Here is a 17,913-nt window from a genome sequence, read left to right as displayed (position 1 = left end):
ATGAAAATGCCACCGGGGCGCGAACCATTCGCGCCCCGGTTCGTTTGTGCCCCATGATCGGCGGCCTTGCTGGCTGCCGCAGATGGAGGTTGAGCGATGAGCATATTCCATTGGGCCGCCGCCGCAGTGGCGGGCTACGTCATCTATCGCAGCGTCCGCAACAAGGACGGCGAGAGCGCCGCGCCGGCCGCGTTTGCCCATGGCGAAACGCCGGGCGACAATTTTGCCAAGGTGCGCTCTGCCGGGGTGGAGGGCATGCGCTCTGATCCGCCTAAGTGGGACAAGCAGGACCAGGTGGTGGACGAAAGCTTCCCGGCCAGCGACCCGGCAGCCAACTATTGATGGCTTGCTGACGGCAGGGTGAGGGCGCTGCGTGCGCCCCACTCTTCACAAACAAAAAGGCCGGCATCCCGCGTGGGGATGCCGGCCTTTCTATGCTTGGCTAAGCGGTCTGGCGATCAGCGCAGGCGGATCGGCAGATAGATCGCCGGCTGGCCGGCGCGCTGCACGCGCAAGAGCACGGCCTCGCGGTTTTCGGCCTTGGCCTGGCGCACCACGGCTTCCAGATCGGCCACCGTGGCGAGCATGCGATAGTTGGCCGAGAGGATGATGTCGCGGCGCTGCAGGCCCTTGGCCCCAGCGTCAGACGAGCTGTCCACCCCGGTGACGACGACGCCGCGCGTATCCTCGCTCACGCCCAGCTGACGGGCGATCTGCGGGGTGAGCGGCACGGCACCGATACCCAGCGACTTTTGCAGCGCGCCCGTTGCCTGGGCCTGCTTCTGCTGCTGCTGGCCATCGCTGTTGTCGCCCAGGCCGTTGTCGTCCTGCTGGTCTTGGTCGAAGCTCTGGTTGGCGAGCTCTTCCTCGGTCGGGCGCTTGCCGACCACGGCATTGACGGTCATCGGCTTGCCGTTGCGCACCAGGTCGATGGCCACGGTCTTGCCCGGGGCGGTGTTGGCAACGATGAACGAGAGCGTCTGGTCGGGCTTGACGTCCTTGCCATCGACGCGGGTGACCACGTCGCCCGCCTGGATGCCGGCCTTGGCCGCGCCAGCGCCCGGTTCGACCGACTGGATGAATTCGCCACGGTTCTTGGGCAGGCCCAGCGAGGCGGCAAGATCATCGTTGATCGGCTGGATGCGCACGCCGAGATAGCCACGCTCGATCGCCTGGCCGTTCTTGAGCTTTTCCACGATCGGCGCGGCGATTTCGGCGGGAATGGCAAAGCCGATGCCGACGCTGCCGCCAGTGGGCGAATAGATCGCGTTGTTGATGCCGATCACGTTGCCGGCCATGTCGAACATCGGACCGCCCGAGTTGCCGCGGTTGATCGAGGCGTCGGTCTGGAGATAGCGGTCATAGGCGCTGCCCGAGCCGGTGGCGCGGTAGACGGCCGAGATGATCCCCTGCGTCACCGTGCCGCCCAAGCCAAAGGGGTTACCGATGGCGATGACCCAGTCGCCCACGCGGGCCTTGCGCGAATCCCCGAACTTGACGAACGGGAACGGCTTGTTGCCGGTGATCTTGAGCACGGCGAGATCGGATGCGGCATCCTTGCCAACCAGCTTGGCGGGATATTCGGTGCCATCGGGCGTGGTGACCGAGATCGATTCCACCTCACCCTGGCCATCGGCGGTGATCACGTGGTTGTTGGTGACCACATAGCCATCGGCCGAAATGATGAAGCCCGAGCCGAGCGACTGCGCCTCGCGCGTGCTGCCGCCACCCTGGCCGCCCTGGCCACCGCCGAACAGATCGCCAAACGGCGTGCCGGCAAAGGGGTTGTTGTTCTGGACCTTGACCCGCTGGCGCGTGGAGATGTTGACCACGGCGGGCTGGAGCTGGGCCGTCAGATCGGCGAAGCTGGACGGCGCACCCTGGCGGGGGGTGATCGCCTGAATCTGCGAACTGTCATTCTGCGCTACCTGGGCGCCGGCCGGAAAGCCCGTTGCCAGCGTGAGCGCGCTGCCGGCGAGAAGCAGTGCCGTAGTCACTCCATAAGCGTATCGCACGAGGGTTGATCCTTTATTCGCTTGTTGCTTGACGCGGCGTGAGGGAAAACCGCGCCCGATCCGGGAGCCGTTTCACGCTTCGTCGCATGAACGGACTTTGAATGGAACAGGTTCCGATCAGTCGCCCTTGAAACGCTTCAGATAGCGGTTGTCGGGCGAAAGGATGATGCTGGTATTGCTGCCTTTCTGGGTGAAGGTGTAGTCATAGCTCTGCATGGCACGGTAAAAGTCATAGAATTCAGGATCCTTGCCAAAGCTGGCCGCATAAATACGGGCTGCTTCCGCTTCGGCCTGGGCGCGAATGATCTGCGCATTCTTTTGCCCTTGGGCGGCAATCGTGGCCGCTTCCTGGGCGCGGGCGGTGGCCATGCGGGCAAAGGCGGATTCCAGCGGCGTGCCATCGGGCAGGTCGGCGCGCTTGATCCGCACGTCGATCACCTGGGCGCCGTATTCGCGCGCCTCGCGATCGAGCCCTTCGCGGATGCGGGCCATGGCCTGGCCGCGTTCGGGGGTGAGCAGCGAGGCAAAGGTGCGCTTGCCCAGTTCCTGGCGCAGCACCGAATTGAGGATCGGCTGCAGCTGCTGTGCCACGCGGTCGATCGTGCCGGCGGTCTCGTACATCTTGATCGGATCGATCACGCGAAAGCGGGCATAGGCATCCACTTCCAGGCGGCGCTGGTCGAGCGAGGTGACCTGCTGGCGTTCCATATCGACATCGAGCACGCGGCGATCGATGCGCACTGCCTGTTCAAGGAACGGAATGCGCCAGACCAGGCCCGCGCCGGTGCGGCCGAAATCGGCATTGGGGGCATAGCGGTTGATCACGCGCACCGGCTGGCCGAGCCGCACGATCACCACCTGTTCGGTTTCGGGCACGGCGATCACGCACATCATGACCAGCACCGCCAGCGCGACCAGCCCGGCGATGATGCGCTGGTTGAGCGAGATGAACGGCTGCATCAGCGTTGCCCCCCCTGGCGGTTGTCATCCGGCGCGGGCGGCGGCGATTGGCGCAAGGCGGGCAGCGGCAGATAGGGCACCGTACCTGGTGCTTCCACGATCACCTTGTCGGTCTGGCCCAGAACGCGCTCCATCGTTTCATAATACATGCGCCGCTTGGTCACTTCCGGGGCCAGCTTGTACTGTTCATAAACCTTGTCGAAAGCGGCGGCTTCACCCTGGGCGGCCGCCAGCTTCTTTTGCGCCCAGCCTTGCGCCTCGTTCACATCCCCCTGCGCCTTTTGCTGCGCGGCGAGCACTTCCTTGAACGCGTCGACGACCTTGGCCGGCGGATCGATCTTGGTGATTTCCACGCCCTGGATCTTGACCCCGGAACGATAGGCATCGAGCACGCGCTGCATCTTGTCGCGAACGCTCTGCTCGATCGTGGCGCGGCCGGTGCCCATGGCATCGTTGAAGTTCACTTCGGCGATGGCGGCGCGCATCGATGCTTCGGCCACTTCGCGCACGGTCTGGTCAGGGTCGGCCAGCTGGAAGGTGTAGAGCTTGAGATCCTTGATGTTCCAGCGCACCAGATAGTTGAGGTTGACCAGGTTCTGGTCCCCGGTGAGCATCAGGCGCTCGCCATCGCCTTCGGGAATGGTCTCGCGCTGGATCGAGGTGACATCGCGCGTATCGACCGACTGGATCGGCCAGGGCAGGGTGAACGAGACGCCAGGGCCAAGCGTGCGCGAATAGGAGCCGAACGTGGTGACCACGCCCTGTTCCTGCGGAGCAAGGCGGTGCATGCTCGATCCGCCCAGCCAGAGCAGGACGACGGCGGCAATGCCGATCGGCCACCACGATTTGCCATCGGGCCGCTGCGGCAGGCGCAGGTTGGGGCCACGGCCGCCGAGCAGCGGGCCAGTGGGGCCGCCATTGCCGCCACGGCCGCCCCCGTTTCTCCCGCCGTTGCCGCCACCTTTGCCGGCGCGGGCCCGAAAGATGTCTTCGATGCTGGGCGGACGGCGCGGGTCTCCGGCTGGTGGCAGCCAGGGATTGCGCGGGGCATCTCCGCCAGGGGCCTTGCTGCCTGTGCCCTTTGCCGGCTTGGCCTTGTCATCGTTGGGCGTGTCGCTGCTGGCGCCTGGCGAGCCGGGTTCTGCGTTGCTGTCCGCAGCGCCCGGTTCCTGGCCGGGCTCGCTGCCGCCGGGTTCGTTGCCCGCGCCCCATGGGCTTTTGCGGTCCGTCATGACCGGGATTCCGAAAAGGGCGCGAGGGGGCGCAAGGCCAGTCCACGAAAAGCAGTCATGACCAGTCTTATAGGAAGGGATCGCGTGAAAAACAGTGTCTCGTTCCCAAAATTCGTCTGCTAGGGGGCAATAACACGCCCCCGGGTTGCCGGGACAGATGTGCCAAGGGACGGCCCGGGAAACGGGCGAGCAACAGGAACCAAGCAGTGACGATCGATGAAGCGGCCGTGCGCCAGGCCATTGCCGATGCCGTGGGTGGCGAAAGGCTTCATGTGGTGCGGGTGACCGGCACGAGCGCGACGGCGGTGATCGATGCCGGCGGGCTGGACAGCTCTGCGCGGGCTGCGCTGGAACAGGCGGCCAAGGCTGCGGGCGTGGCGGCCGGGCTGGACGAGCTGCGCGTGGCGCTGACCGCTGAAAAGCGCAGCCGGCGCATTCTCGCGGTGGGTTCGGGCAAGGGTGGCGTGGGCAAGTCCACGCTGTCGGCCAACCTGGCCGTGGCGCTTGCGCGGCTGGGGCGCAAGGTCGGCCTGGTCGATGCCGATATCTATGGCCCCTCGCAGCCACGCCTGCTCGGCACCGAAGGGCGCAAGCCCGAGGCGCGCGACAAGACGATGATCCCGATCCCCAGCCCGTGGGGCGTGCCGATGCTGTCGATGGGGCATCTGGTGCAGCCAGGGCAGGCGATCGCCTGGCGCGGGCCGATGGCCGGCAGCGCGCTGGGCCAGCTGATCGAGGCCGATTGGGGCGATACCGAAATCCTGGTGGTCGACCTGCCGCCGGGCACGGGCGATATCCAGTTGACCATGCTGCAGAAATACAAGCCGGCGGGGGCGGTGATCGTGTCCACCCCGCAAGACCTGGCCTTGATCGACGCTACCCGCGCGATCGGGCTGTTCGACCAGGGCAAAGTGCCGGTGCTGGGCCTGGTCGAGAACATGGCCGGATACCTGTGCCCGCATTGCGGCCAGGTGAGCGATCCGTTTGGCCATGGCGGCGCGGAAGTGACCGCGCGCGAACTGGGCCTGCCGTTCCTGGGCCGGGTGCCGCTCGATATCGCGATCCGCCAGAAGAGCGACGCGGGCGAGCCGCCGGCCGCTGGCGAAGGGCCGCAGGCGCAGGCGTTCATGGGGCTGGCGCGCGCCGTCCTGGCGGCGCTGGACCAGACGGCCTGATCGGCCCGCAATGGCCCTGCCACCAGCCCTTAACAGGCTGAAACCGACGCGACGCGGCGTGTTGATCGGTGCCGGGGCAGGGGGCGCCTTGATTGCCGCCTTTGCCCTGGTGCCGCGCCACTATGCCGCGCCGCTGGTGGCCGGCAAGGGCGAGCGGGTGGCCAATGCGTTCCTCAAGCTGGCGCGCGATGGTACGCTGACCGTGGCCGTGCCAGCCTGCGAGATGGGCCAGGGCGTGACCACGCTGCTGGCACAGATCGTGGCGGTGGAACTGGGCGCCGATTGGGCGCAGGTGGCGGTAGAACCGGCGCCACTCAGCCCCGCCTATGCCGATGCCGTGCTGGCGGCGCACTGGGCGCCGCTGTGGCTGCCTACCTGGCTGCCGATCCTGCCCGATATGATGGCCGATCCCGCCAATGGCCTGACCCGCCTCAAGGCCGAGCGCGGGCCGATGATGCTGACTGTGGCGGGCACCGGCTTGGCCATGTTCGAACAACCCCTGCGCGAGGCGGCGGCGGCGCTGCGCGCGCAGCTGATCGCGGCGGCGGCGGCCCAGTGGGGCGTGGCTGCCGATAGCCTCGATACGCGCGGCCATGCCGTGATCGAGCGGCGTGCCGACCAGCAGGGCCGGCGCCTGCCCTTTGCCCGGCTGATCGATGCCGCGCTCGATCGCGACCCACCCCGCGATGCGCCGTTGCGTGCCAGCCCGGCACAAGAGGCGCCGGCGCGGTTTCCCGCTGGCAGCCGCCCGGCCTTTCCCCGGCTCGACCTGCCGGCCAAGGTGGATGGCAGCTTTGTCTTTGCCGCCGACGTGCGCCTGCCTGGCATGGTCCACGCCGCCATCGCGCACGGGCCGCAGGGCGATTGCGTGCTGTCTTCGTGGGATGCCCAGGCCGCCGCGCGGGTGCCGGGATGCCTGGGCGTGGTTCATGCCAAGGGCTGGCTGGCGGCGATCGGGGTGACCTGGCATGCCGCCGACCGCGCCGTGGCGGCGATGGAGCCGCGGTTTCGGCCGCGCGGACCGGTCGCCGACAGCAATGCCATCGATACAGCGCTCGATACCGCGCTCACCAAGGGCAAACCGGTGCGCCTGTGGGGGCAGGGCGATCCCACCGCTCTGCTGGAAAAGCCCAGCCTGTCGGCCCGCTATGACATCGAAGTGGCGCTCCATGCGCCGCTGGAGCCGGCCACCTGCACGGCGCGGCTGGAGCATGGCCGGCTGGAGCTGTGGCTGGCGACCCAGGCACCCGAGGCGGCGCGGCGCGAAGGGGCGCGGGCAGCGGGCCTGTCCGAGGCAGACGTGGTGGTCTATCCCATGGCGGCCGGTGGCAGCTTTGACACGCGGCTCGATGGCCGAATCGCCGGCGAGGCGGCCGCCCTGGCGCGGGCCACGGGCAAGCCGGTGCAACTGACCTGGTCACGCTGGCAAGAATCGCTCGCCGGGCTGCCCCGCGCGCCGGTTGCGGCGCTGATGGAAGCGGGGATGAGCCCCGACAAGCAACAGTTGCTGGGCTGGCGCAGCCGCATTGCCGCGCCAGCCTTCATGCGCGAGACGGCAGCGCGCGTGCTCGACGGCGAAGGTCCGCAAAGCGCGCGGCGTTGGCAGGGCAGCGCCGATCCGCTGGCCCTGGAAGGGGCTATGCCGCCTTATGCCATTCCCGAATGCGCGGTGCAGCATGTGCCGGTGGCGCTGCCGCTGGCCACAGCGCGGATGCGTGGCGGCGGCGCGGCCATTACCGCGTTCCTGACCGAAAGCTTCATCGACGAATGCGCCCATTTTGGCGGTAGCGAGCCGCTGGCTTTCCGCATGGCCATGCTGGGCGGGCAGCCGCGCCTGGCCGCCTGCCTGCAGGGCGTGGCGCATCTGGCGATGTGGGGTGGCGGGGCCGATGCCTCGGGCCAGGGCATTGCCTGCCATGCAATGTCGCTGGCCGGAGCGGATGGGCCGCGCCACGGCTATATCGCCGTGGTCGCCACCGCGCGGCAGGTGGATGGCGCCATCCGCGTCGAGGCCTTGAGCGCGTGCGTCGATATCGGCCGGGTGATCAATACCGACCTGGCCCGCCAGCAGATCGAGGGCGGGCTGTTCTTTGGCCTGGGGCTGGCGGTGGGTGGCAGCACCGGCTATGCCGCCGGACGGCCGCTGGCAGGGCATTTCAGCCAGCTGGGCTTGCCGCTGCTGGCCGATTGCCCCAAGGTCGAGATTGTCTTTGTCGAGAGCAGCGCCCAGCCGTTCGATCCCGGCGAACTGGGGGTGGTGGCGGTGGCGCCGGCCATCGCCAATGCGCTGTTTTCCGCAACCGGGCTGCGGTTGCGCCGCCTCCCCCTCCTGTCTGAAGGCGTTTGATGACCTCTGCTGCCCCAATCCATGCCTGCCCCGCCCATCTGCCGGCCGATCATCCGCCGGTGGCAACCGGGCGTATCGGGGTTCTGCTGGTGAACCTGGGCACGCCCGATGCGCCCGATATCGCCTCGGTGCGGCGCTATCTCAAGGAATTCCTGTCGGACAAGCGCGTGGTGGAAATCCCCGCGCTGCTGTGGCAGCCGATCCTGCGCGGCATCATCCTGCGCACCCGGCCCAAGAAATCGGCCCATGCCTATGCCCAGGTATGGGGCCCGGAAGGATCGCCTCTGGCCGCGATCACCGCTGGCCAGGCGCGCGCGCTGCAGGCGCGGCTGGGCGATGGTGTGATCGTGCGCCATGCCATGCGCTATCAAAGCCCGGCGATGGCGGTGGAACTCGATGCGCTGCTCGCCGCTGGATGCGAACGCATCCTGGTGGCGCCGCTCTATCCGCACTATTCCGGCGCCACCACGGCCAGCGCGCTCGACGCCCTGGCCGACTGGATCAAGCAGCGCCGCCGCCTGCCGGCGCTGCGCACGCTGCCGCCCTACCATGACGATGATGTAGCGATTGCCGCGCTGCATGCCGACATGGCACGCCAGATCGCCACGTTGGCGTTCGTGCCCGATGTGCTGCTGCTGAGCTATCACGGCATGCCCGAGCGCACGCTGCACCTGGGCGATCCCTATCACTGTCATTGCCGCAAGACCTCGCGCCTGCTGGCGGCCGCGTTTGCCCAGAGCCATCCGGGGATGGCGCTGATGACCAGCTTCCAGTCGCGCTTTGGCCGGGCCAAGTGGCTGGAGCCGGCCACCGATACCACGCTGGTGGAACTGGCCCAGGGCGGCACCCGCAAGGTGGCCATCGCCGCGCCAGGTTTTTCCGCCGACTGCCTGGAAACACTGGAAGAACTGGCGCTGCGCGGGAAAGAGGATTTTCTGGCTGCCGGCGGCACCGACTTTGCCGCGCTGGACTGCCTCAACACCTCGCAACACGGCATGGACCTGCTCGAAGCCCTGGTGCGGCGCGAACTGGCCGGCTGGATCGCCGCCTGAGCGCCACGCCCTGGGCGCCACAGGAGCGCCGCCTGCGCGGGCGATTTGACTCGCCCGCCAGACATGGCATGTTGCCATCCAGCCGTGCTGCAGCGCCGAAACGGGGGTTTCGGGGGCAGCGCGGATGAACGGGCCAGAACCGGCAACAGGTTCGGCCCGATGGAGAGAGCATGCTGACATCGGCGATTCCTGCACAAGCCCATGATTCCCCTGCCGTGCCGCTACCCGTGGCCGGCGCTGATCCGACACTGGCCGCGCCACCGCTTGAGCCTGACATTCCGGTAAGCCGCGTGACGGCCTGGCAAGATGACGCGGCCCTGCTGCTGCGCGAACGTGCCAACCTGGGGCCGGTGTTTCGCCGGGGCGAGCGGGTGATCCTGCTCGATGCGGCGCATAATCACCTGGTGCTTGCCGATGATGGCACGCGGTTCGTGCCGCTGGCGCGCCAAGCCGATCTGCCAGTTGACTTGGCAGTGCTGGAGCGCGCGCTGGGGGCGGAGCTGGGCCGCTGGCGCGCTGGCACGGTGCGGTTTCAGTCGGCCATGGCGATGACCCTGGCGCGCGCACTGGTGCCGGCGGTCACGGGCCTGGCCTATGGTTCCGGCCCGGCCGAGCGGCTGGCCAACGCGCTGAGCACGCTCGACGATGGGCGCAGCCTGCTGCGCCGGGCCATGCCGCGCGGCCTGCCGTCCTCGCCCATGGGCGCGCGCAAGGCACTGGCCCAGGGCTTGCACCAGGCCGGCTGCACCGCGCCCGGGCTGCTCGATGCCGTGCAGGCCAGCCATGCCACGGCGCTGCGCGTGCTGGGCACCCTGGTGCGCCATCTGGCCGACACGCCGGACTGGCAGGACACCCTGCGCGCCGAAGTGCGCAGCGCCTATCGCCCCGCAGCGGGCACCGGCGCAGCGCCCGAAACGCTGGAACTGGTGGACATGGCCACGAACGAGGCGCTGCGCCTGATGCCCGGATCACTGCTGGTGGAGCGCCGGGTGGCAGCAGATGTCATGGTAGGCGAGCACCGGCTGGAGGCCGGCACGCTGGTGGCGATCAGCCCGGCGCTGACCCACGCCGATCCGGCGCTGTGGCCCGAGCCGCAGCGATTCGATCCGCTGCGCTTTGCCGCACCCCGCGCGGTGGCGCGTGCCCCCGGTGCCTGGATTGCGCAAGATACGCTGCCTGGCGGCGCCGGGCCGGCGGTGCTGGCGGCGGCGCGGCTGGGCATTGCCCATCTGCTCGATCGCTTTGTTCTGGCTCCGGCGGGCGAAGGCGGCAAGGTCTTGCTGCGCCATGCGGATTGAGGTGGAGGGGCTTGCCCGCTATGGCGGGCGGGCGAATCGCAAGTACGCATGGCCGGGGCCGGGCGTTTGACTGCCACGGGGCGGCCGGACGCATGGCAAAGGCGCAACGCGCGCCTTGACGATTCGTCCACAGCCCGGTAAGGGCGCCGCTTTCCGGCGGGCTTGCCCGCCTTGTCGAACGACTACGTCGAGCAAGCTACCAGGACATTTCCCGGTCTGCCCCATCGGGGTGGCCCGCCAGAGGACGAAACAGGACAGACATGGCCAATACGCCGCAAGCCCGCAAGCGCATCCGTCGCAACGAACGCCGCGCCGAAATCAACGGCAACCGTCTTTCGCGCATCCGCACCTTCGTGAAGAAGGTGGAATCCGCGATCGCTGGCGGCGACAAGGCCGTGGCGGCAGAAGCCCTGCAGGCTGCCCAGCCGGAACTGGCCCGTGGCGTTGCCCGTGGCGTGGTCCACAAGAACACCGCAGCCCGCAAGCTGTCGCGTCTGAGCAAGCGAGTCGCTGCGCTCTGATTCGGCGCTGGGGTATTCCTTTTTCCTGAAGGAATACGCTGCGTACAAATACGGCTTTGGCCGGCGTGATGAACGCCGGCCATTTTCGTCTGCGGCTTATGCGACGGTTCGATGACACGGCCATTTCGGCAAGTGTCGGATTCGTGGCGATTCGCACGTTCTCTGATTTGCTAATAGCTATAAATTCAATGACTTGGCGATTTGTCGCGTAGTTGTTGAGTCAAGGCTAATTATTTCAGAAATTTTGCGCTCCATGGGCTTGCACAGCCCCCGCAGTGGCTCATAGACAGAGACCACGCCGCGCGCTGGCCGCTTTGCTGTGATGCAGAACGACCGGTGTGTGGTGTCACGGAACATCGCTCAAAACGGCATCCGCCGTGCCCATTGCGGCATCGGCGGACGGGTAAGCTGTGTCTGCGGGCGTGGTTGGTCGGTCTTTGTCCGAAAAGCCGCGTTGGGCGGACACGCTCGCCTTTGTCGGGCGTCCGCAATTCGGGGGTATCTGGCCGCAGGCCTGGAAATTTAGGTGGGACGGCGAAGCGTGAAGATGGATCATTTCGGCGGTGCGAGCGGCGGTGCAGGTGGCACGGCCGCGCTCGGTTCCCAAGGTGGCAATTCCCGAGGGTTGGCAGGTTCCCAGGCTGGAACCGCTGCCCTTGCAACAACCAATGGGCGCGGGGCCGGTCAGGCCGCGGCGCTTCGGAAAGGACGTGACGGGGGAATGGAGGACCAGGAAGCTCTCGACCTGGCGGCCGATTGGGCCGACATCAGCCAGGGGCTGAAGAAGGATCTGGGTCCGCAACTGCACACGCAATGGATCAAGCCGATCCAGCTGGGCAGCTTCTGCAAGGAAACCGGCACGCTGGACCTGTTTCTGCCCACCGAATTTTCGGCCAACTGGGTGGCGGATCGCTTTGCCGATCGCCTGTCGCTTGCCTGGAAGATCGCGCGGGCCGAAGTGCGCCAGGTGCGCATCACCGTGCACCCGCGCCGCCGGGCCATGCCCGAGCTGCGCGTGGGCGGCCGTGCTGCGCCCGAACTGCGCGTGCCGGCTGCCAACGAAAGCGCGCCGACGCTGGCCCCGGCCAGCCGTCCGGTTGCCGCCCCGGCGCCGCAGACCGTGGCTGGCTTCGATGTGTCGGCCTCGGGCATCGATCCGTCGCTGACGTTTGGCGATTTCGTGACCGGCAGTGCCAATGTGCTGGCGCTCAATGCCGCGCAGCGCATGGCGGCGGCCGAAAAGCCGCAGTTCTCGCCGCTCTATCTCAAGGGCTCCACCGGGCAGGGCAAGACGCATCTGCTCCACGCCATTGCCAACGGCTTTATGGCCGCGCGGCCGGGCGCACGGGTGTTCTACTGCTCGGCCGAGCGGTTCATGATCGAATTCGTTCAGGCCATGCGCCAGAACGAGATGATCGAGTTCAAGAGCCGCCTGCGCAGCTTCGACATGCTGCTGGTGGACGATATCCAGTTCATCATCGGCAAGGCCAGCACCCAGGAGGAATTCCTCCACACCATCGATGCCCTGCTGAGCGCCGGCAAGCGCCTGGTAGTCGCGGCCGATCGCGCGCCCCAGGCGCTCGACGGGGTCGAACAGCGCCTGCTCTCACGCCTCTCGATGGGGCTCGTCGCCGATATACAGGCTGCTGACATCGAGCTGCGGCGCCAGATCCTGGAGCACCGCCTGTCGCGCTTCACCAGCGCCCAGGTGCCGCAAGACGTGGTCGAATTCCTCGCCCGCACGATCAACCGCAACGTGCGCGAACTGGTCGGTGGCCTCAACAAGCTGATCGCCTTTGCCCAGCTGACCGGCCAGCAGGTGAGCCTGCAACTGGCCGAGGAGCAGTTGACCGATATCCTGTCGGCCAACCGCCGCCGCATCACCATCGACGAGATCCAGCGCACCGTGTGCCAGTTCTATCGCGTCGATCGCTCGGAAATGGCGTCAAAGCGCCGCGCCCGCGCCGTGGTGCGTCCGCGCCAGGTGGCGATGTACCTGGCCAAGGTGCTCACCCCGCGGTCCTATCCCGAAATCGGCCGCAAGTTTGGCGGTCGCGATCACTCGACGGTGATTCACGCCGTGCGCCTGATCGAGGATCTGCGTAGCCGCGATGCCGACATGGACGGTGACGTGCGTACCCTGCTGCGCCAGTTGGAAGACTGACCCACACCGTTGTGATGCCCGGCCCCGTGTGACGGGGCCGGGTTTCCACCACCGCTCCACCGCGCGTGCACAGGATTGTGCCCGGCTTGCGCACAGGTTTGCCACAGGGTTGTGCGCAATCCTGTCCCTAGGCCTGTCCCCAGCCCTGTCCCCATGGTTGTGCGCAGCTTTTCCGCAGGATCATACCCGGCTTTTGCCGGGGTTATCCTGCTGTCATGCACAGGGTTTTGCACCGGGTTATCGGCCGGTGATGCACAGTTTGTGATCAGGTTTTTGCGCTGACTTTTCCACAGGCGCTGGCGGTATCGTACCACGTGCCGCCGCTGGCCTGGCATGCGTGTTCGGCCCAGCGGCCCTTGCCCCACCAGCCGACTACCACGCCCAGCAGCAGGGCGAGGATCAGCACGATCCAGATCCGGTCTTTCATGGCCGGCAGTGTGGGCGCGCGGCAGCGGCTTTGCAAACGGCGCCTCTCGCCTTTTTGCGCGCGGGCGCCTACCTCCACGGCCATGACGCCCGCCATTATGCCAGACCGCCTGAACCGCTTTGCCCGCCATATCGTCCTGCCCGAGGTGGGCGGCGCGGGCCAGGCGCGGATCATGGGCGCGCATGTGGTCTTGGTGGGCGTGGGCGGGATCGGCGCGCCGGCCTTGCAATACCTGGCGGGCGCGGGCGTGGGGCGGCTGACCCTGATCGACGATGATGTGATCGAGCCATCCAATCTTCAGCGCCAGACGATCTTTGCCCTGGCCGATGTGGGCCATGCCAAGGCCGAGGCTGCGGCGCAGTGGGTGGCGCGCTTTGATCCCGACCTGGTGGTGCAGGCCCATCGTACCCGCATCGGGCATGACAACGCCGCCGCGCTGATCGCCGGGGCTGATGTGGTGCTGGACGGATCGGACAACTTTGCCACGCGCCTGGCGGTATCTGATGCCTGCGTGGCAGCCGGCGTGCCGCTGACCAGTGCGGCGCTTGGCCGGTTCCAGGGCCAGGTGGCCAACTTTGCCGGGCATCGGCCGGGCGAGGCCTGCTATCGCTGCTTTGTGGGCGACGCATTCGATGCCGACGATTGCGACACGTGCGCGGCGCAAGGCGTGCTGGGGGCGATGGTCGGCATGGTCGGCACATTCGGCGCCATGGCGGCGCTGCGCGTGTTGTTGGAAGGCGTGGCCAGCCTGGGCGATCCGCAGTGGGGCCAGTTGCACGTGATCGATGGATTGAAGCCCGGCCTGCGCACGATGCGGATTGCGCACGATCCAGCCTGCACCACCTGTGGCACCGACCGACCCGCCGCCTGAACGCCGACGTGGGGTGTGAAAAAAAGCGTAACCATACCGCGTTCAGGGGATGGCGGTAGCGCCACGCGCGCGTAGACAACAAGTGCGACCCGACAGGCGCGTGGTGCGAGCCACGATCCTGGGACTTGGCCCGGACCGAGGCTCCCTGGAGACCTTGTCCGGGCTCTTTCGCGCTCCTTTGAAAATCACGGTGTCTTGAGCAGTTCATCCACCCAATCGGGCACGATCTGCGTGGCGGGGCCCAGGCGGGTATCGTGGAACCAGGCCGAACCCTGGCTGCGGTCGAGATTGAGCTCGAGCGTTTCGGCGCCGATTTCCCGCGCCAGCCGCACGAAGCCGGCGGCCGGATAGACCGCCCCCGAGGTGCCGATCGACACGAACAGGTCTGCCCGGGCCATGGCATCGTGGATATCGTCCATGCGATAGGGCACTTCACCGAACCAGACGATATCCGGCCGTAGCGCTGCGGTGCCGCAGCTGGGGCAGGGTGGCCGGTCGATCAGCGGGCCGGTCCAGGCATGGCGGCTGTCGCACGCGGTGCACCAGGCCGAAAGGTGCTGGCCGTGCATGGGGATGAGATTGTCCGATCCGGCGCGGCGGTGCAGGTCATCGACGTTTTGCGTCACCAGCGTGACGCTGCCGCCCGGCACCTTGGCCGGCCAGGCGTGCTCAAGCCGGGCCAGCGCGCGGTGCGCCGCGTTGGGCAGCTTTTCCTGAATGGCGGCGCGGCGCATGTCGTAAAAGCGCAGCACGAGATCGGGATCGCGGACAAAGGCCTCGGGCGTGGCGACGTCTTCCACGCGGTGTTGCTCCCACAGGCTGGGGCCGCCATTGGCGCCGCTGCGGAAAGTGTCGATTCCGCTTTCGGCCGAAACGCCGGCGCCGGTGAGGATCACGATATGCTTGGGCAGGCTCATGCCGCGATCATGCCGGATCGGCACGGGTGTGCCAATCCGGCATGAGGGCCAGGGATGGCCAGCGCGGAAGGATCAGGCGAACGTGCTCGAATCGATCACGAAGCGATAGCGCACGTCACCCTTTTCCATGCGGTCCCAGGCCTGGTTGATATCCTGCATGGCGATGGTTTCGATTTCCGAGACGATACCATGCTCGGCACAGAAATCGAGCATTTCCTGGGTTTCGGCGATGCCGCCGATCAGCGAGCCGGCGATCGAGCGGCGGCCGAAGATCAGGTTGAACACGGTCGGGCTGGGATGCGGATGTTCGGGCGCACCGACCAGGCACAGCGTGCCGTCACGCTTGAGCAGGGTGACGAAGGCATCGAGGTTGTGGCTGGCGGCCACGGTATCGAGGATGAAATCGAGGCTGCCGGCATGGGCGGCCATCTCATCGTCGTTGCGCGAGACGACGACCTCGTGTGCGCCGAGCGCCAGGGCTTCTTCGCGCTTGGCCGGGCTGGTGGTGAAAGCCACGACGTGGGCACCAAGCGCGCGGGCAAGCTTGACGCCCATGTGGCCCAGGCCACCAATGCCGACGATGCCGACCTTCTTGCCCGGCCCCACGTTCCAGTGGCGCAGCGGCGACCACGTGGTGATCCCGGCGCAGAGCAGCGGCGCAACCGCAGCGAGCTGGTCGGGCGCATGGCGGACATGCAGGACAAAGCCCTGATCGACCACGATTGCCTGGCTATAGCCACCCAGCGTATGGCCGGGGGCATCGCTGCTGGGCGAGTTGTAGGTCTGCGTCATGCCTTCTTCGCAGAACTGTTCCAGCCCATCGTGGCACGATCCACAGTGGCCGCACGAATCGACCATGCAGCCAACGCCGACGGTGTCACCCACCTTGAACTTGGTGACATCGGCGCCAACGGCCGTGACGTGTCCGACGATCTCGTGCCCTGGCACCACCGGATAGACCGCGTTGTTCCATTCGTTGCGGGCGGTGTGCAGGTCAGAGTGGCACACGCCGCACCAGGCGATAGAAATGGCGACATCGTTGGGGCCGGGTTCGCGGCGGGTGATGGCAAGGGGGCCAAGCGGCTGATCGGCCGCAGGCGCGGCATAGGCCATGACGGTCATGCAGCAGGTCCTTTCAAACAGGGGGAGAGGGATGGCGGCCTCTCTAGGCTATCGCCATTAAGCTGATAATGGGGCAATTAGGGCATGGACTGATATCAGGAATGCATCAATGATCCGCCCCGACCATGATGACCTGCGCGCGCTTCTGGCCGTGGTGCGCGAGCGCAGCTTTACCCGCGCCGCCGCACAACTTGGCACTTCGCAATCGGCACTGAGCCGCACGATCGCCGGGCTGGAAGCGCAGATCGGGGTGCGCCTGCTCAACCGCACGACCCGCGCCGTGGCGCCCACGCCCGAGGGTGAGCGGCTGGCTCAAGGGGTGGCGCCGCATTTCGCCGCGATCGATGCGGCGGTCGATGCCCTGGGCGAAAGCCTGGCGCGGCCATCGGGCCTGGTGCGGCTGACGGTGGACGAGGGATCGGCCGAAACCGTGGTATGGCCGGGCCTGCGCCGCATCCTGCGCGCCTGGCCCGAAATTTCGGTCGAAGTGCTGGTCGACAATGGCCTGGTCGATATCGTGGCGGCCGGGCTGGATGCCGGTGTGCGATCGGGCGATATCCTGGCGCGCGACATGGTGGCGGTGCCGATCGGGCCGGATCTGCGCATGGTGGTGGTGGCAACGCCGGCATTCTGCGCCGGGCGCGATCTGCCGCGCCATCCGCGCGACCTGGCAGCGCATCCGTGCATCAACTTTCGCCTGCCCACGCGCGGCGGCATCTATGCCTGGGAATTTTCGCGCGGGCGGGAGGCGCTGCGCATGCGGGTGGAAGGGCCGCTTACCGTCAACACGCTGGCCCTGGCCGCGCAGGCGATGCGCGATGATCTGGGCTTTGCCTTCCTGCCCGAAAGCAGCGTGACGGCCGATATTGCCGCCGGGCGGCTGATCCAGGTGCTCGACGATTGGTGCGAGCCCTATCCCGGCTATCACCTCTATTATCCCAGTCGCGCGCATGTTTCGCCCGCGCTGCGCGTGGTGATCGATGGCTTGCGCTGGCGGCCGGCGCATTCTGTCTCGACCGCGGGTGGGCGAACGCCGTAAGGGGGGCGCGGCAGAGCAGAAGGACGCAACGGACATGGCACGCATCGGCATCATCGGCAGCGCGGGGCGCATGGGGCAGGCGTTGCAAGCCGCCGTGACGGCGGCCGGGCACGACCTGGCGGGCGGGATCGACCGCGATGGCGATGTCATGGCGCTGGCCCAGGCCAGCGATGTGCTGGTCGATTTTTCCGCCCCGGCCGCGCTGGAGTTCAACCTCGATGCCGCGATCGCCACCGGCACGCCGATCGTGGTGGGCACGACGGGCCTGGAAGAACGGCACCATTGGCTGATCGATGCGGCGGCGGTTTCGATTGCCGTGCTGCAGACCGGCAATACCTCGCTCGGCGTGACGCTGCTCGCGCACCTGGTGCAGGAGGCTGCGGCGCGGCTGGGCACGGATTGGGACATCGAGATCGTCGAGACGCACCACCGCATGAAGGTGGATGCGCCATCGGGCACGGCGCTGCTGCTGGGCGAAGCGGCGGCGCGCGGCCGCCAGGTGGGCCTCAAGGACGTGGCCGTGCGCGGGCGCGATGGCATGACCGGCAAGCGCGAGACCGGCACGATCGGCTTTGCCGCGTTGCGCGGTGGCAGCGTGGCAGGCGATCACACGGTGCATTTCCTGGCCGATAACGAGCGCCTGAGCCTGTCGCACCTGGCGGAAAACCGCGGCATCTTTGCCAAGGGTGCGATCCGCGCCGGCGAATGGTTGCTGGCCCAGGGGCCGGGCCGCTATACCATGCCACAGGTGCTGGGGCTGGGAGACTGACCGC

16 protein-coding genes are annotated in these 17,913 nt (G+C 67.5%); 10 read left to right on the top strand and 6 right to left on the bottom strand.

Translation table 11 applies throughout. The annotated features are described in order from the left end of the window. Nucleotides 1-96: 96 nt before the first annotated feature. Nucleotides 97-342, top strand: a complete 246-nt coding sequence (locus IP65_RS17560; RefSeq protein WP_022677497.1) for a hypothetical protein — start codon at nucleotides 97-99, stop codon at nucleotides 340-342. 116 nt (nucleotides 343-458) lie between these two features. Here IP65_RS17560 and IP65_RS17555 read toward each other — a convergent pair whose 3' ends face one another. The 3 genes from IP65_RS17555 to hflK all read right to left on the bottom strand — a co-directional run bounded on the left by IP65_RS17555 (nucleotide 459) and on the right by hflK (nucleotide 4,207). Then, a complete protein-coding gene (locus IP65_RS17555; RefSeq protein WP_054132473.1) occupies nucleotides 459-2,015 on the bottom strand; it encodes a Do family serine endopeptidase in 1,557 nt (518 codons plus the stop codon). Nucleotides 2,016-2,132: 117 nt separating this feature from the next. Continuing rightward, nucleotides 2,133-2,975 (bottom strand): protease modulator HflC, encoded by an 843-nt coding sequence (gene hflC / locus IP65_RS17550; RefSeq protein WP_054132472.1) that lies wholly within the window; start codon nucleotides 2,973-2,975, stop codon nucleotides 2,133-2,135. Next, entirely contained in the window at nucleotides 2,975-4,207 is a 1,233-nt protein-coding gene (gene hflK / locus IP65_RS17545; protein WP_054132471.1) for a protease modulator HflK, read from the bottom strand. Before hflK ends, hflC begins: the two co-directional genes overlap by 1 nt. A 206-nt stretch (nucleotides 4,208-4,413) precedes the next feature. Between hflK and IP65_RS17540 the strand changes: the two genes are divergently transcribed. The 6 genes from IP65_RS17540 (at nucleotide 4,414) to dnaA (ending at nucleotide 12,764) form a co-directional block, all read left to right on the top strand. Beyond that, complete coding sequence (locus tag IP65_RS17540; RefSeq protein WP_054132470.1) at nucleotides 4,414-5,382, top strand: Mrp/NBP35 family ATP-binding protein; 969 nt, start codon at nucleotides 4,414-4,416, stop codon at nucleotides 5,380-5,382. A 58-nt stretch (nucleotides 5,383-5,440) separates the two neighbouring features. Beyond that, nucleotides 5,441-7,729 (top strand): molybdopterin cofactor-binding domain-containing protein, encoded by a 2,289-nt coding sequence (locus IP65_RS17535; RefSeq protein ID WP_369801310.1) that lies wholly within the window; start codon nucleotides 5,441-5,443, stop codon nucleotides 7,727-7,729. Then, nucleotides 7,729-8,781 (top strand): ferrochelatase, encoded by a 1,053-nt coding sequence (gene hemH, locus IP65_RS17530; protein ID WP_054132468.1) that lies wholly within the window; start codon nucleotides 7,729-7,731, stop codon nucleotides 8,779-8,781. The genes IP65_RS17535 and hemH overlap by 1 nt, the downstream gene beginning before the upstream one ends. 170 nt (nucleotides 8,782-8,951) lie before the next feature. Continuing rightward, a complete protein-coding gene (locus tag IP65_RS17525; RefSeq protein WP_156306693.1) occupies nucleotides 8,952-10,079 on the top strand; it encodes a cytochrome P450 in 1,128 nt (375 codons plus the stop codon). 260 nt (nucleotides 10,080-10,339) lie between these two features. Beyond that, entirely contained in the window at nucleotides 10,340-10,600 is a 261-nt protein-coding gene (gene rpsT, locus IP65_RS17520; RefSeq protein ID WP_022675888.1) for a 30S ribosomal protein S20, read from the top strand. Between the two features lie 721 nt (nucleotides 10,601-11,321). Continuing rightward, entirely contained in the window at nucleotides 11,322-12,764 is a 1,443-nt protein-coding gene (gene dnaA, locus IP65_RS17515; RefSeq protein WP_062788037.1) for a chromosomal replication initiator protein DnaA, read from the top strand. Nucleotides 12,765-13,029: 265 nt separating this feature from the next. On the opposite strand, the gene IP65_RS21765 is transcribed toward dnaA, so the two are convergent. After that, nucleotides 13,030-13,191, bottom strand: a complete 162-nt coding sequence (locus tag IP65_RS21765) for a hypothetical protein (RefSeq protein WP_197279276.1) — start codon at nucleotides 13,189-13,191, stop codon at nucleotides 13,030-13,032. A gap of 82 nt (nucleotides 13,192-13,273) precedes the next feature. On the opposite strand from IP65_RS21765, the gene IP65_RS17510 reads away from it, so the two are divergent. Beyond that, on the top strand, nucleotides 13,274-14,062 hold the full coding sequence (locus IP65_RS17510) for a HesA/MoeB/ThiF family protein (RefSeq protein ID WP_197279275.1): 789 nt from the start codon (nucleotides 13,274-13,276) through the stop codon (nucleotides 14,060-14,062). 185 nt (nucleotides 14,063-14,247) lie between these two features. Here the strand turns inward: IP65_RS17510 and IP65_RS17505 are convergent, their stop codons facing one another. Further along, on the bottom strand, nucleotides 14,248-14,979 hold the full coding sequence (locus tag IP65_RS17505; protein WP_022676090.1) for an NAD-dependent deacylase: 732 nt from the start codon (nucleotides 14,977-14,979) through the stop codon (nucleotides 14,248-14,250). A gap of 72 nt (nucleotides 14,980-15,051) precedes the next feature. Continuing rightward, on the bottom strand, nucleotides 15,052-16,101 hold the full coding sequence (locus tag IP65_RS17500) for an NAD(P)-dependent alcohol dehydrogenase (RefSeq protein WP_054132466.1): 1,050 nt from the start codon (nucleotides 16,099-16,101) through the stop codon (nucleotides 15,052-15,054). Nucleotides 16,102-16,210: 109 nt separating this feature from the next. Here IP65_RS17500 and IP65_RS17495 point away from each other — a divergent pair, with 109 nt between their 5' ends. Together IP65_RS17495 and dapB are read left to right on the top strand one after the other, a co-directional pair. Continuing rightward, nucleotides 16,211-17,140 (top strand): LysR family transcriptional regulator, encoded by a 930-nt coding sequence (locus IP65_RS17495; RefSeq protein WP_054132465.1) that lies wholly within the window; start codon nucleotides 16,211-16,213, stop codon nucleotides 17,138-17,140. Nucleotides 17,141-17,174: 34 nt separating this feature from the next. After that, a complete protein-coding gene (gene dapB / locus IP65_RS17490) occupies nucleotides 17,175-17,909 on the top strand; it encodes a 4-hydroxy-tetrahydrodipicolinate reductase (protein WP_054132493.1) in 735 nt (244 codons plus the stop codon). The last annotated feature ends 4 nt before the right edge of the window (nucleotides 17,910-17,913 follow it).

Origin of the sequence: Novosphingobium sp. AAP1 (genome assembly GCF_001295765.1) — a bacterium.
GTDB lineage: Bacteria > Pseudomonadota > Alphaproteobacteria > Sphingomonadales > Sphingomonadaceae > Novosphingobium > Novosphingobium capsulatum.
This window is presented reverse-complemented; position numbering and strand designations above follow the sequence as displayed.

What these genes read in the sequence shown, in the direction of transcription:
- IP65_RS17560 (WP_022677497.1), top strand. Translation starts at nt 97, where the DNA reads ATGAGCATATTCCATTGGGCCGCCGCCGCAGTGGCGGGCTACGTCATC.
- hflC (WP_054132472.1), bottom strand. Translation starts at nt 2,975, where the DNA reads ATGCAGCCGTTCATCTCGCTCAACCAGCGCATCATCGCCGGGCTGGTC.
- hflK (WP_054132471.1), bottom strand. Translation starts at nt 4,207, where the DNA reads ATGACGGACCGCAAAAGCCCATGGGGCGCGGGCAACGAACCCGGCGGC.
- hemH (WP_054132468.1), top strand. Translation starts at nt 7,729, where the DNA reads ATGACCTCTGCTGCCCCAATCCATGCCTGCCCCGCCCATCTGCCGGCC.
- IP65_RS17525 (WP_156306693.1), top strand. Translation starts at nt 8,952, where the DNA reads ATGCTGACATCGGCGATTCCTGCACAAGCCCATGATTCCCCTGCCGTG.
- rpsT (WP_022675888.1), top strand. Translation starts at nt 10,340, where the DNA reads ATGGCCAATACGCCGCAAGCCCGCAAGCGCATCCGTCGCAACGAACGC.
- dnaA (WP_062788037.1), top strand. Translation starts at nt 11,322, where the DNA reads ATGGAGGACCAGGAAGCTCTCGACCTGGCGGCCGATTGGGCCGACATC.
- IP65_RS21765 (WP_197279276.1), bottom strand. Translation starts at nt 13,191, where the DNA reads ATGAAAGACCGGATCTGGATCGTGCTGATCCTCGCCCTGCTGCTGGGC.
- IP65_RS17510 (WP_197279275.1), top strand. Translation starts at nt 13,274, where the DNA reads ATGACGCCCGCCATTATGCCAGACCGCCTGAACCGCTTTGCCCGCCAT.
- IP65_RS17505 (WP_022676090.1), bottom strand. Translation starts at nt 14,979, where the DNA reads ATGAGCCTGCCCAAGCATATCGTGATCCTCACCGGCGCCGGCGTTTCG.
- IP65_RS17500 (WP_054132466.1), bottom strand. Translation starts at nt 16,101, where the DNA reads ATGACCGTCATGGCCTATGCCGCGCCTGCGGCCGATCAGCCGCTTGGC.
- IP65_RS17495 (WP_054132465.1), top strand. Translation starts at nt 16,211, where the DNA reads ATGATCCGCCCCGACCATGATGACCTGCGCGCGCTTCTGGCCGTGGTG.
- dapB (WP_054132493.1), top strand. Translation starts at nt 17,175, where the DNA reads ATGGCACGCATCGGCATCATCGGCAGCGCGGGGCGCATGGGGCAGGCG.